This is a genomic window from Stenotrophomonas sp., assembly GCF_059505245.1.
This window is the reverse complement of sequence record NZ_JCACKF010000037.1, coordinates 22,900-35,013: the sequence shown is the minus strand read 5'-3', so window position 1 is coordinate 35,013 and position 12,114 is coordinate 22,900. Positions and strand designations below refer to the sequence as shown.

The 12,114-nt window shown below is 66.3% G+C and carries 10 protein-coding genes; 5 read left to right on the top strand and 5 right to left on the bottom strand.

The features are described from left to right. Nucleotides 1–51: 51 nt before the first annotated feature. Both AC5JLE_RS13500 and AC5JLE_RS13495 read left to right on the top strand, forming a co-directional pair. Nucleotides 52–726 (top strand): response regulator, encoded by a 675-nt coding sequence (locus AC5JLE_RS13500; protein ID WP_262217391.1) that lies wholly within the window; start codon nucleotides 52–54, stop codon nucleotides 724–726. Next, nucleotides 719–2,149 (top strand): sensor histidine kinase, encoded by a 1,431-nt coding sequence (locus AC5JLE_RS13495; protein ID WP_496065370.1) that lies wholly within the window; start codon nucleotides 719–721, stop codon nucleotides 2,147–2,149. The genes AC5JLE_RS13500 and AC5JLE_RS13495 overlap by 8 nt, the downstream gene beginning before the upstream one ends. Before the next feature lie 342 nt (nucleotides 2,150–2,491). On the opposite strand, the gene AC5JLE_RS13490 is transcribed toward AC5JLE_RS13495, so the two are convergent. Continuing rightward, on the bottom strand, nucleotides 2,492–4,843 hold the full coding sequence (locus AC5JLE_RS13490; protein ID WP_496065369.1) for a GH92 family glycosyl hydrolase: 2,352 nt from the start codon (nucleotides 4,841–4,843) through the stop codon (nucleotides 2,492–2,494). A 903-nt stretch (nucleotides 4,844–5,746) separates the two neighbouring features. On the opposite strand from AC5JLE_RS13490, the gene AC5JLE_RS13485 reads away from it, so the two are divergent. Further along, the gene (locus AC5JLE_RS13485) at nucleotides 5,747–7,501 is read left to right on the top strand and encodes an autotransporter family protein (protein WP_496065368.1); all 1,755 of its coding nucleotides are present in this window, start codon (nucleotides 5,747–5,749) and stop codon (nucleotides 7,499–7,501) included. A 719-nt stretch (nucleotides 7,502–8,220) separates the two neighbouring features. Here the strand turns inward: AC5JLE_RS13485 and AC5JLE_RS13480 are convergent. Next, nucleotides 8,221–8,544, bottom strand: a complete 324-nt coding sequence (locus tag AC5JLE_RS13480) for a thioredoxin family protein (protein ID WP_049407275.1) — start codon at nucleotides 8,542–8,544, stop codon at nucleotides 8,221–8,223. Between the two features lie 5 nt (nucleotides 8,545–8,549). Next, nucleotides 8,550–8,966 (bottom strand): host attachment family protein, encoded by a 417-nt coding sequence (locus AC5JLE_RS13475; protein ID WP_014037377.1) that lies wholly within the window; start codon nucleotides 8,964–8,966, stop codon nucleotides 8,550–8,552. A 180-nt stretch (nucleotides 8,967–9,146) separates the two neighbouring features. Here AC5JLE_RS13475 and AC5JLE_RS13470 point away from each other — a divergent pair, with 180 nt between their 5' ends. Beyond that, the gene (locus AC5JLE_RS13470) at nucleotides 9,147–9,275 is read left to right on the top strand and encodes a hypothetical protein (protein WP_496065367.1); all 129 of its coding nucleotides are present in this window, start codon (nucleotides 9,147–9,149) and stop codon (nucleotides 9,273–9,275) included. 260 nt (nucleotides 9,276–9,535) lie between these two features. After that, complete coding sequence (gene proP, locus AC5JLE_RS13465) at nucleotides 9,536–11,026, top strand: glycine betaine/L-proline transporter ProP (RefSeq protein ID WP_046430926.1); 1,491 nt, start codon at nucleotides 9,536–9,538, stop codon at nucleotides 11,024–11,026. A 72-nt stretch (nucleotides 11,027–11,098) separates the two neighbouring features. Here the strand turns inward: proP and AC5JLE_RS13460 are convergent, their stop codons facing one another. After that, nucleotides 11,099–11,728 carry an ATPase gene (locus AC5JLE_RS13460; RefSeq protein ID WP_014647342.1) on the bottom strand — a complete coding sequence of 210 codons (630 nt, stop codon included), beginning with the start codon at nucleotides 11,726–11,728 and terminating at the stop codon, nucleotides 11,099–11,101. Between the two features lie 3 nt (nucleotides 11,729–11,731). Further along, entirely contained in the window at nucleotides 11,732–12,073 is a 342-nt protein-coding gene (locus AC5JLE_RS13455) for a type II toxin-antitoxin system prevent-host-death family antitoxin (RefSeq protein WP_014647343.1), read from the bottom strand. Between the last annotated feature and the right edge of the window lie 41 nt (nucleotides 12,074–12,114).

Sequence of the window (12,114 nt, the reverse complement as noted above, 5' to 3'; positions counted from 1 at the left end):
TAAGGTGACGCACTTGCGCCAAACTTGCCCCAACCTTGCACGAAGCTTGCAATGCGAATCCTGCTGATCGAAGACGACGCCGCCCTGGCCGATGGACTGATCCGCGCCCTGCAGGGCGCCGGCCATCTGTGCGACCACCTTTCGCGCGGGCTGCACGCGCCGGCTGCACTGGCCAGCGCGCCGTATGACGTGATGGTGCTCGATCTTTCATTGCCCGACGTCGATGGCCTCGACCTGCTCTCGCGCCTGCGCAACGACGGTGTCACACTGCCGGTGCTGATCCTCACGGCGCGCGATGGCGTGGAGGACCGCATCCTCGGCCTTGACCGCGGTGGCGACGACTATCTCGCCAAGCCATTTGCACTCGGTGAGCTGGAAGCCCGCCTGCGTGCGCTGTCGCGTCGCCGCAGCGACGCACCGGCGCAGAAGCGGTTGGGCCGGTTGTGCTTCGACAGCATCCGCAGTGAAGTGCAGGTGGAAGGCCAGCGCATCGAACTGACCGCGCGCGAGCTGTCGCTGGTCGAGGCACTGATGCAGCATCCTGGCCGCACCGTCACCAAGCAGCGCCTGTTCGACGCGCTGTACAGCTGGGATCACGAGGCCAACCTGTCAGTGATCGAAGTGCATGTCAGCCGCCTGCGCCGCAAGCTGGAACAGGCGCGCGCCGGCGTCGGCATCCGCATGCTGCGTGGCCTGGGCTATCGGCTGGAAGCCGGTGGTGACTGAGCGTGTGCACAGCCTGCGTGGCCTGCTGCTGCGCCGCCTGTGGCTGCCCCTGCTGGTGCTGCTGCTGTGCAGCGCGATCGGTTCATTCGCGTTGGCCCGCTTCTATGCCGGCCAGGTCTATGACCGCTGGTTGCTGGACTCGGCGATGTCGTTGTCCGAGCTGGTGAAGGTGCAGGACGGGCGTGCCTCGATCGAGATCACGCCCGCGGTGTCGCGCATGTTCACCTGGGATACCGCTGACGAAGTGCATGGCGAAGTGGTCGACGCTGCGGGCGGGCGCCTGTATGGGGACCTGCCCGAAGCGCTGCCCCGCCCCGCGATCGCTGCCGGCAGCGACGATGCCGTCTACTACGACGCGCGCCTGCGTGGGCAGCCGGTGCGCATGGTCGAGGTCGTGGTCAGCGCTGGGCCGGGCCACGATATCCGCCTGCGCGTGGCCGAGACGCTGCGCAAGCGCCATCGCCTGGAGCGCAAGCTGCTGCTGGCCAGCATCCCGTTCCAGGCCGCGATCCTGGCGCTGGCCGCGTGGCTGGCCTGGTCCGGTACCGGCGCAGCTGCACGCCATGCCAACCAGGTGGCGCGGCGGCTCGCCAGCCCGCGCCCGGACCCGCTGGCGCCACTGGAGCCCGCGCAGGAGGCACCGCGCGAACTGTGGCCGGCGGTGGAGGCCTACAACGCGCTGCTGCAGCGTCTGGACGCGATGCAGGATGCGCAGCGGCGCTTTGTCAGCAATGCCGCGCACCAGCTGCGCACGCCCTTGGCGGCGATGCAGGTGGAACTGGAGAGTTCATTGCGCCAGCACGACCCGCAGGCCCAGCAGCTGGCGCTGTCCGGCACGCTGGCCGGGCTGGCCCGCTTGCAGCATCTGGTCAACCAGCTGCTGATGCTCAGCCGCTCGGAAGATCCGCATGGCAGTGCACTGCCACTGCAACCGGTGGACCTGGCTGCGTTGGCACGCGGGGTGGTGGAGCGCTACGCCGACCGTGCGTTGGCGGCGGGCGTTGACCTGGGCTACGAGGGGCCAGACGACGGCGTGCAGGTGCAGGGCGATCCGCAGCTGCTGCGCGAAGCGTTGGGCAACCTGCTGGACAACGCGCTGCGCTACGGTGCCGTGCCCGGTGTGATCACCCTGGGACTACAGCGGGATGCCGAGGGCGTGCAGGTGTGGGTGGACGATGACGGTACAGGTATCGCCGAAGCCGAGCGCGCGCGCGTCACGGAACGGTTCTACCGGGCCAGCAGCGAGGGAGATGGCTGCGGGCTGGGGCTGGCGATCGTGGCCGAGATCGCGCAGCGGCATGGCGCGATATTGATGATCGAAACGGCGCCGCTCGGTGGCGCGCGCGTGGGGTTGCGTTTCCGTTCGCGAAAGCACCCCGACCCACGGATTCCGGTAGACGCCCACCTTGGTGGGCGCCGTTGATGTCCCGCGTGCCAACCAAGGTTGGCACCTACCAAAAGCACCGCGACCCACGCATTCCGGTAGACGCCCACCTTGGTGGGCGCCGTTGATGTCCCGCGTGCCAACCAAGGTTGGCACCTACCAAAAGCGCCGCGACCCACGCGTTCCGGTAGACGCCCACCTTGGTGGGCGCCGTTGACGTCCTGCGTGCCAACCAAGGTTGGCACCTACCAAAAGCACCGCGACCCACGGATTCCGGTAGACGCCCACCTTGGTGGGCGCCGTTGATCTTCCGCGTGCCAACCACGGTTAGCGCCTACCAGGTGCGGGGCAATGACGGCGGCAATGCGGTGCCGCCCCGCATCACCGGCTCATCGAGTACGGCGCCTGCGCGCCCTGCCCCGGCCAGTCCTTGTTCGGCTCGGCCTGCATGCTGAAGCGCAGTTCGCCGCCAGCCAGGATCTCGTCATGGCGCAGGAAGGTGCGCTGCAGCGGCTTGCCGTTGAGGCTCACGCTGCCCACATAGGTGTGCCTGTCATCCAGGCCATCGGCCACGATGGTGAACGTCTTGCCGTTGGGCAGGCGCATCGCGGTCTTCGGCAGGAACGGGCGGCCGAGGATGTACTCGCCCGAGCCCGGTGCCACCGGGTAGAAGCCCAGCGCGGTGAACACATACCACGCCGACATCTGGCCGACGTCATCGTTGCCGGCCAGGCCATCCGGACGGTCGGCGTACTGGGTGTCCATGATCTGCTTCAGGCGCGCCTGGGTGCGCCACGGCTGGCCAGCGTACGAGTACAGGTAGGCCACATGGTGGCTGGGTTCGTTGCCATGTGCATACCAGCCGATCAGCCCGGTGATGTCTTCCATGTGCTCGAAGATGGACGGATCCACCTTGGCGTTGAACACCTCGTCCAGGCGCGCGAGCAGCTTGTCGCTGCCACCGTGGGCTGCCGCCAGGCCGGCAACGTCCTGCGGCACGTACCACGAGTACTGCCAGGCGTTGCCCTCGGTGTAGTCGGTGCCGTAGCCGCTGGCGCTGGGGTCGAACGGCGTACGGAAGCTGCCATCGCGCTTGCGCGCGCGCATGAAGCCGGTGTCCTTGTCGAACGCGTTGCGCCAGTTACCCGCGCGTTTGTCGAAGGTGGCCGCGATATCGGCCTTGCCCATCGCCTGCGCCATGCGTGCGATGGTCCAGTCATCAAAGGCGTACTCCAGCGTCTTGCTGGCCGCTTCGCCTTCCTCGTCGATCGGCACATAGCCCAGCTCACGGTACTGCGCGATGCCGTCATACGGGCCGTAGTTGGCGGTCTCGACCATCGCCTTCAATGCCTTGTCGGCGTCGAAGCCACGAATGCCCTTCACGTAGGCATCGGCGATCACCGGCACGGCGTGGTAGCCGATCATGCACCAGTCTTCCAGGCCATGGAACGACCACACCGGCAGCATGCCGTAGGGACTGTGCTCATGGTGGGCCAGCATCGAATTGACGAAGTCGCTGTTGCGCTTCTCAGGCTGCACCAGCGTCAGCAACGGGTGCAGCGCGCGGTAGGTGTCCCACAGCGAGAACGTCGAATAGTGCGTGAAGCCGTCGGCCTTGTGCACCGAGTTGTCCGGACCGCGGTACTGGCCATCGGCGTCCATGAACAGCGTCGGCCCCAGCATCGTGTGGTACAGCGCGGTATAGGCACTGCGCCGCGCATGCTCGGGGGCATCGATATCGAGTACCGACAGCGCCTGCGTCCAGTCCTGCTTCGCCTGTGCACGCACGCGATCGAAATCGAAGTTGGCCACTTCCGCGTCGAGGTTGGCAATGGCGCCGGCCTCGCTGACCGGCGAGATGGCTACCTTCACCACCAGCGGTGCGTCCAGCTTGCCGAAGTTGAAGGTGCCGACCAGCTGCCGGCCTTCGATCTGGGCGCGCTGCGCCGGATCCTTCTCGCCCGGCGGCGGGAAGCCTTTATAGACGATGTCCTGCTCGGTGTTGTGCAGCTCATGGCCGGCCAGCGGCCGCGAGAAACGCATCGCGAAATACAGCTGGCGGCCCGGTGCCCAGCCGCGCGTCGCGCGGAAGCCGGTCACCGTGCCATCGGCGCGCACCCGCACCCGCGACCACAGCACCTTGCCCGGGTAGTCGTACATGCTGGTGCGCATGTCCAGCAGCACCTTGGCGTCGGTGCCCTTGGGGAACGCATAGCGATGCACCCCCACGCGGGTACTGGTGGTCAGCTCGGCACGCACCTTGTAATCGTCCAAGGTGACCGCGTAGTAGCCCGGCTCCGCTTTCTCGTCATCATGGCGGAAGCGGGAGGCATAGCCGCTGCGCGGCTTCTCGGGATCGCCACGCTCCAGGCCGGGACTGCCGGTGAACGGCATCAGCAGGATGTCGCCCAGATCGGAATGGCCAGTGCCGGAAAAATGGGTGTGCGAGAAGCCGACGATGCTGCTGTCGTCGTAGCGGTAGCCGGCCGCCCAACCGTAGGCCTTCTCGCGCGGCTGGATACGCGTATCCGGGCTGAGCTGGACCATGCCGAACGGCACCGTCGCCCCCGGGTAGGTATGGCCTTCCCCGCCGGTACCGATGAACGGGTCGACCGAGCCATAGGCGCGTTCGGCGGCGGATGTCGACGGAGCCGCCAGCACCGCCCCGGAGGCAAGCATGGCGGTCGCGGCGAAAGCGATCAGGAGACGACGGTCCAGCGTGGGCATCGGCATTTGGATCGATTCAGGTGGTGGTCAGATCCTAGCACCCGCGTTCTGGCACCGCATGTTGCGGTGCGGCTGAACGGTTCCAATCACACAGCCTATGGCGAATGAAGACTGCAATTAATTGCATGGATCGATCCATCCCCCTTCACCACACTGTCCCCGTGCCCAAAACGGCGCGGCAAAGCGAGTGACGACATTTCCTGCCGTTGTGTGATCTCTCGCGCAGTTTGCGTCGGGCGGGCCGGAAAAGGGCACGGGTATCACCTGGGCTTCACAACATCTCGGCGTCTCATTAACGCTGACGAGTGAACGCGGTCCCCTTTCCTGAGGTTCTGATTCCAACAGGAGTACGTCATGAAGATCGCTGTTCGCCGTTCCCTTGCGCTGGCCATTGCCGCCGGCCTTGCCGTTGCCGGTCCCAGCCAGGCCGGCACCCTCAACCCGGGTGAAAGCGCAACAGTCAATGCTGGAGACCCCATTGAAGGCTGGTCTGCCCACGGTGCCACACTGACGTTCAACACCGGCAGCGCCGCCACATCCGTAGGCATCAGCGACGGATCCACGCTCGCCATGACGGGGGCAGCAGCCACCGCCACCGATCCGTTTGCCGCCGTCCAGATTGCCTCCTCCAGCGCAACGATCGCCGGCACCCGGATACAGAACAGCCGCGCCGCGGGATTGGCGGTAACCAATGGCATCTCTGGTGGCGCTGCCGGCACCGCAACTGTCACTGACTCGAGCATCATCGGCCAAGGAATCGGAGGCTATGTTCAAGGTGGCGTACTGACCCTGAGCAACACGACGATTGATGGAACCGGCATCGGAGCCGGCCTCCTACCGTCCGAAATCTCGTCCGGTCTGGCAGTCTTCTCGAACTCAAGCGTCAACATCACCAACGGATCTTCCGTCATGGGGGATGAGAACGGCATCGTTGTGAAGGACATCGGGGGAACTCCCACCAGTCCGATCAGTGACAACGTCCTCACCATCGACAAGTCACGCGTCGCCGGTCGAAACGGCTCGGGCATTGTTGTCAGCGGTGCAGGGATCATCGCCCCAACCACTGTCAACGTTCTAAACGGCAGCACTGTAAGCGGCGGCAATGGCGTGATTGCTGAAGCCGTCGATGGCGGTACGCTGAATCTGAACGTCGGCGCGTCACAACTGCAGGGTACGCTTCGTGCCGATGCAACCTCGCAGCTGCACGCCAAGCTTTCCAATGGCGCGGTACTGACCGGCGTCATGACCAACGTCACCAGTACCACGCTGGACACGGCCACCTGGAACATGACCGGCAATTCCACGATCGGTGCGCTCAGCCTCGGTAACGGCACTGTGTCCCTCGGCGACGGTTCCGCCTTCCACACCCTCAACGTGGCTGGCAACTTCAGCGGTGCCGATGGCACGATCGTCTTCAACACCGTACTGGCTGGCGACGACGCAGCCACCGACAAACTGATCATCGGCGGTGACACCAGCGGCACGGCCAACGTGCGCGTCAACAATGTCGGCGGCGCGGGTGCGCAGACCGACAAGGGCATCGAGCTGATCTCCGTCGGCGGCGCTTCCAACGGCCAGTTCAACCTGGCCGGGCGCGCGGTGGGTGGCCAGTACGAGTACTTCCTGCACAAGGGTACCGGCGCTGATGGCAACTGGTACCTGCGCTCGCAGCTGCCGACCCAGCCGGACCCGTGCGTGGTCGATCCGAGCCTGCCCGAGTGCAATCCGGTCGATCCGGAGCCGGTGCTGCGCCCCGAGCCCGGCGCCTACCTGGCCAACCTGCAGGCGGCGCAGACCATGTTCCGGCTGGGTTACCACGATCGCCATGCCGGCCAGAATGCCGGCCGCGCCTGGGCGCGCGTGGATGGCTCGCGCAACGGCTTCGATGCCATCAGCCGCCAGCTCGACATCCGGGGCAACAGCCAGGCACTGACCGTCGGTGCCGATCTGTGGCGTCACGATTCGGGCAGCAGCGTGGGCGTGATGCTGTCCAGCGGCAACGCCAGCAGCACCTCAACCAATGAGCTGACCGGCTACTACGCCCGCGGCAAGGTGAAGGGCGAGGCGCTGGGCATCTACGGTACCTGGCGCGGCGGCAACGGTGCCGACCCGTATGCAGGCTTCTATGTGGACGGCTCGTTGCAGCGTGCGCAGTTCCGCAATCGCGTGGAAGGCATCGGCCTGGATACGGAACGCTACGACAGCCGTGCCTGGCAGGGGGCGGTGGAAACCGGCTACGCGTTCCGTGTGGGCGGTGCCAACAACGGCGGCATCTACCTGGAGCCGCAGCTGCAGGTGGGCTACAGCCGCTGGGACAGCAACCGCCACACCGAGGCCAACGGCACGGTGGTGAGCACCGAGAATGCCAATGGCGTGTTCGGGCGTGCAGGCCTGCGCCTGTCCGGCGTGACCCGCTGGGGCAATGGCGCGGCGGAGGTGCAGCCGTACCTTGCTGCCAACTGGCTGCACACCCGCGCCGAATCGCAGATCCGCATGGATGACGAGATCGCCGATGCGCGCGTGCCGCGCAGCCGTGGCGAGTTCAGCGGCGGTGCGTCGGTGAAGTTTGCCAACGGCATCGGCGCCTGGGGTGGGCTGTCGCTGCAGAAGGCCAGCGGCTCTCACCAGACCAGTGCACAGGTGGGTGTCAGTTACAGCTGGTAATCGGTCGCCTTCAGCCCGCGGTCGATTCGATTGCGGGTTGATATCAAGGCGGGAGGTGTGGCTGCCGGACTGGGGTTCGCGGCCACGGCGTGAAGGGCGCGACAGGGATTGTCGCGTCAGACACTTGTTTGCCGGGATCTGCAGCGGTGAGTGACGTGACCTTTCGATTCTGCCCGTTTGGCAGAAAGCATCAATGAGCATTCCACGTCGTGACCCGTACAAGATGGCGCCGCAGCGGACATCCCGCTGCCGGGATTGGAACCCCGTTTTGAGCTACGAGATTTGCTTGCCGTAACTACGGCGGGCGGTGTGCGGCGGCCGCATGGCCCTCCGGCTTTTCTCGTAGCTCAGCCGAAGTTCCAACCTCGCACCGCCCGCCACCCTTGCGGTGGCCCTCGCTTCCCAAGGAGTTCCCGCATGACCCAACGTCCACTCAGTCCGGCCATGGAGTCGCTCTTCCAGCGCATCGAACACGCCCTCAACAGCGCCGAAGGCATGGCCATCCTCATCGGCGAACAGTACGGCCCCGAGCCGAAGCCGCCCGCACCGATGGGCTACAACGCCAAAGAGATCGCCAACGCGATGGTCATGCTGAGCCAGCATGGGCGGTGCCTGTTGCAGAAGCTGCGTGCGGAAGCGGAGAAGGTGACCTATCACTACACCGCGATGCAGCCGAGCCTGCTCGACGCCGTGCGCACCGCACGCAGCGATCGCTGCCCTCAATCTGGCAATGCGCCCTGCAAGGTGGCGAGGTCGGCGCTGTCGACCGGCCTCACCACGCGCGCCACTTCCTGGCCGTCATGCAGCAGCACCACGGTGGGCCACAGTTTTACCTTGAACGCACGCCCCAGCGGCTTTCCCTTGCCATCCTCGATCTTCCAATGCACAAGATCGTGGGCGTCCACAAACGCCTGGAGTGCGGGCTGCGCGGCCTGGCAATGGCCACACCAGGGTGCACCGAACTCCAGCAGCTGCCAGCCCGCCTGAGCTTCCACGTCCGCGCCCGCAGGCTCCGCCGCCGGGTAGTCACGCATGAACGGCATGCCGGTTACGCCGCCAGCGCTTTCTGGATATCCGCCAGCGGGGCGTTGGTCAGGTCCTTGGCGATATCGCCCAGCAGGCGCGCCTGGACCTCCTTGTGCAGCAGCGGGCGGATACGGCCCAGCGTGGTCGGGTCTGCCACCAGCACCAGGTGTGCATAGCGGTTGTTGAGCGCATCTTCGTTCAACTGCTCCGCTACCTGCTTGGCAAACGTCGCCTCGTTGAGCTGCGAAATGGACATGTCCTTGGGCACCGCGCCAGCCGGGCCCTGACCGGAGACGCCCTGCTCGCTGATGTCCTGCAGGCGCAGCTCACCTTCCTGCTTCAACGCCAGCTGATGTTCGCTGCCGACGTTGGTGAACACGCGGGCCGAACCGCCATCGGCGACGATGATCAACGTGCCTTCGGGAATGCGACGGGTCATGCAATGCTCCTTCTCGATTGCGTTCAGCGCTACCGTAGACAGCGTCGCGTGAGCGCCGCGGCCAGAGTTCGTTCAACACTTGTCATTGCATGCCGCGCGCATGAACAGGCGCGATGGAACACAGCGTGCAGATCAGTCCGCTTCGCTGCATGCTCACGCCGATGCCGCTATGATGAACGAATGATCGACACGACCCACTACGTGACGGGCGCACCTGTTACGTGGGAAGCACTGCCGACCGGCGCTCCGCTTGCCACGATTGCTCCCGCCCTGCTCTTCCATCGCCTCGCGCTGGATCCCGGCGGATGACGCCCGCAGGCCCTCGGCCTGCACTCCCCACGCTGCTGTGACCTCCGGCCGCTGACTGCGCGACCGCTGTGATCCTGTTGCTGCGTTTCCGCCGTTGCGGCGGTGCTTTGCCGTGCGCGTGGCGTCGTGCCTGCACACATTCCCCGGCCCCCACGCCACTCACCGATGCCCCTGCGCCACCTGCGCCTGCATCGCCGTTTCCGATTTCCGGGACCTACCTCACCGCTCATTTCCCCTCTTCTGCCTACAAGGGAGCCCCCATGCAGGACACCCCCGATGCACATGCCCATTTCGGCTGGTTCAAACGCCGCCGCCACCTGAAGGTCGATGAGATCACCGTCGTCGACAAGCCCATGCTCAAGCGCGCCGTCGGCGCGGCCGCACTCGGCAATGCCATGGAGTGGTTCGACTTCGGTGTCTACGGCTATCTGGCCGTCACCATCGGCCAGGTGTTCTTCCCCTCCAGCAACCCCACCGCGCAGGTGATCGCTGCGTTCGCCACCTTCACCGTGGCGTTCCTGGTGCGGCCACTGGGCGGCCTGGTGTTCGGCCCCCTGGGTGATCGCTACGGCCGCCAGAAAGTGCTGGCGTTCACCATGATCCTGATGGCGCTGGGCACGTTTGCCATCGGCCTGATTCCCGCCTACGAGCGCATCGGCATCTGGGCACCGGTGCTGTTGCTGCTGGCGCGCGTGGTGCAGGGCTTCTCCACCGGCGGCGAATACGGGGGCGCGGCCACCTTCATCGCCGAGTATTCCACCGACCGCAACCGCGGCCTGATGGGCAGCTGGCTGGAGTTCGGCACGCTGGGCGGCTACATCGCCGGCGCCGGCACTGTCACCGCGCTGCACATGCTGCTGAGCAGCGAGCAGATGCTGGACTGGGGCTGGCGCATTCCGTTCCTGGTGGCTGGCCCGCTGGGCCTGCTCGGCCTGTACATGCGCATGAAGCTGGAGGAAACCCCGGCGTTCCGCGCCTTCGCCGAGGAAGCCGAGAAGCGTGAGCACGAGCGGCCGGGGCTGGGCGCGCTGTTCCAGGTGCATGGCCGCCAGCTGCTGGTGTGCATGGGCCTGGTGCTGGTGTTCAACGTGACCGATTACATGCTGCTGACCTACATGCCCAGCTACCTCAGCGTCACGATGGGCTATGCCGAGAGCAAGGGCCTGCTGCTGATCATCATCGTGATGCTGGTGATGATGCCGCTGAACATCGTCGGCGGCCTGTTCAGTGACCGGCTGGGCCGGCGCCCGATGATCATCGGTGCGTGCATCGCGCTGCTGGTGCTGGCCATTCCGTGCCTGCTGCTGGTCGGTAGCGGCAACGACGGGCTGATCTTCCTCGGCCTGATGCTGCTGGGGCTGGCGCTGGTGTGCTTCACCAGCTCGATGCCGTCCACGCTGCCGGCGCTGTTCTACACCCCGGTGCGCTACAGCGCGCTGTCGATCGCCTTCAATGTGTCGGTGTCGCTGTTCGGTGGCACCACGCCGCTGGTGACCGCGTGGCTGGTGGAGCGTACCGGCGACCCGCTGGTGCCGGCCTATTACCTGATGGGCGCGGCGGTGATCGGCCTGGTGACCATGCTGTTCGTGAAGGAAACCGCCGGCCTGCCGCTGCGCGGTTCACCGCCAGCGGTTGGCAGCGACAAGGAAGCAGCCGCGCTGTTGAAGAGCGATGTGCCGGTGACGGTGGACCCGACCTTGCCGCCGCTGCCGGACGTTGCCGAGCCCGAGCAGGCGAAGCCGGCGTTGTAGAGCCGAGCCCGTGCTCGGCTGACTTCCAGGGGATCAGCCGAGCATGGGTTCGACTCCGCACCCCGTGCGGCATCAATCACCCGGGGTGTCCAATTCCATCGCGCGCATCACGATGGGCTTGGCCCAGCCCGGCGTGTGCAACAGGTCGGCCACTGCGACCGGGTAATGCAGCTGGCCTGCAGCCATGGCCAATACCGGCAGCGGCACCACGCAGCCGTCAGCATCGGCCGGCGCGCTGTTGTCGTAGACATGCAGCTCGGCCAGGTGCGGCAGCAGCTCCAGCAGATTTGCGCGCGCCGAATCGAAACGCGCGTGGATCTTCTCCACCGGAATATCGTGGCCACCGGCGGCCACCCGCGCGGCCACACGGGCGACGTGCAGCCCGACATCGGCCAGCCCACAGAACCAGATCGCCACCTGGTGCCGCTCGCAGGCCTCACGCAGCAGACGCGGAATGGTGTTGCCACCGAGCGTGGTCTCGAAGGCGAAGTCGGTGCCATCGGCCATGGCCTGGCGCAGGCGGCGGGTGCCTTCCTGCCAGGCCTCGGCATTGGCGTCCGGCAGCGGCCAGCCGGCGTCGACCAGGCGGCGGGTGAACGAGTCCGGGTTGAACCAGCTCAGCCCTTCGGCGTCCAGCCAGGTGCCCAGCAGCGAACTCTTGCCGGCGCCATTGACACCGGCCAACGCCAGGATGCGTCCCATCGATCAGAGCGGACGGCCAAGGGTGACCTTGCGGCCGCGCCGGATCGGCTGGCCCAGCACCTTGCCCAGCCCTTCCCCGCGCTGCAGCCCGGCCAGGGTCTGGTCGAACTCGCTGCGCAGGCGCTGCAGCTCCTCGCTGCGCTCACCGGCATCACCGCCGGCGGCCTTGGCCAGCAGTTCCTGGTAGGTGCGGATGTCCACGATCACCGCTTCCGGGTGGTTGTGGTTGGTGATGACCAGCGCCTGCTTTTCGCGCACGGTGCGCATCAGGCTCGGCCAGCCCCGGGTCTTCACCGACGAGGCCGGGGCCTTTTCAAGGCCAGGCAGATCCAGCGGCAGGGTCATGGCACGGCTCCAGGCGGGGTGGATGAGCGACACTATACCCA

Excerpts from the sequence above, each read along its gene's own strand:
- AC5JLE_RS13500 (WP_262217391.1), top strand. The coding sequence starts at position 52 with ATGCGAATCCTGCTGATCGAAGACGACGCCGCCCTGGCCGATGGACTG.
- AC5JLE_RS13490 (WP_496065369.1), bottom strand. The coding sequence starts at position 4,843 with ATGCCGATGCCCACGCTGGACCGTCGTCTCCTGATCGCTTTCGCCGCG.
- AC5JLE_RS13485 (WP_496065368.1), top strand. The coding sequence starts at position 5,747 with ATGGGGGATGAGAACGGCATCGTTGTGAAGGACATCGGGGGAACTCCC.
- AC5JLE_RS13480 (WP_049407275.1), bottom strand. The coding sequence starts at position 8,544 with ATGCCGTTCATGCGTGACTACCCGGCGGCGGAGCCTGCGGGCGCGGAC.
- AC5JLE_RS13475 (WP_014037377.1), bottom strand. The coding sequence starts at position 8,966 with ATGACCCGTCGCATTCCCGAAGGCACGTTGATCATCGTCGCCGATGGC.
- AC5JLE_RS13470 (WP_496065367.1), top strand. The coding sequence starts at position 9,147 with ATGATCGACACGACCCACTACGTGACGGGCGCACCTGTTACGTGGGAA.
- proP (WP_046430926.1), top strand. The coding sequence starts at position 9,536 with ATGCAGGACACCCCCGATGCACATGCCCATTTCGGCTGGTTCAAACGC.
- AC5JLE_RS13460 (WP_014647342.1), bottom strand. The coding sequence starts at position 11,728 with ATGGGACGCATCCTGGCGTTGGCCGGTGTCAATGGCGCCGGCAAGAGT.
- AC5JLE_RS13455 (WP_014647343.1), bottom strand. The coding sequence starts at position 12,073 with ATGACCCTGCCGCTGGATCTGCCTGGCCTTGAAAAGGCCCCGGCCTCG.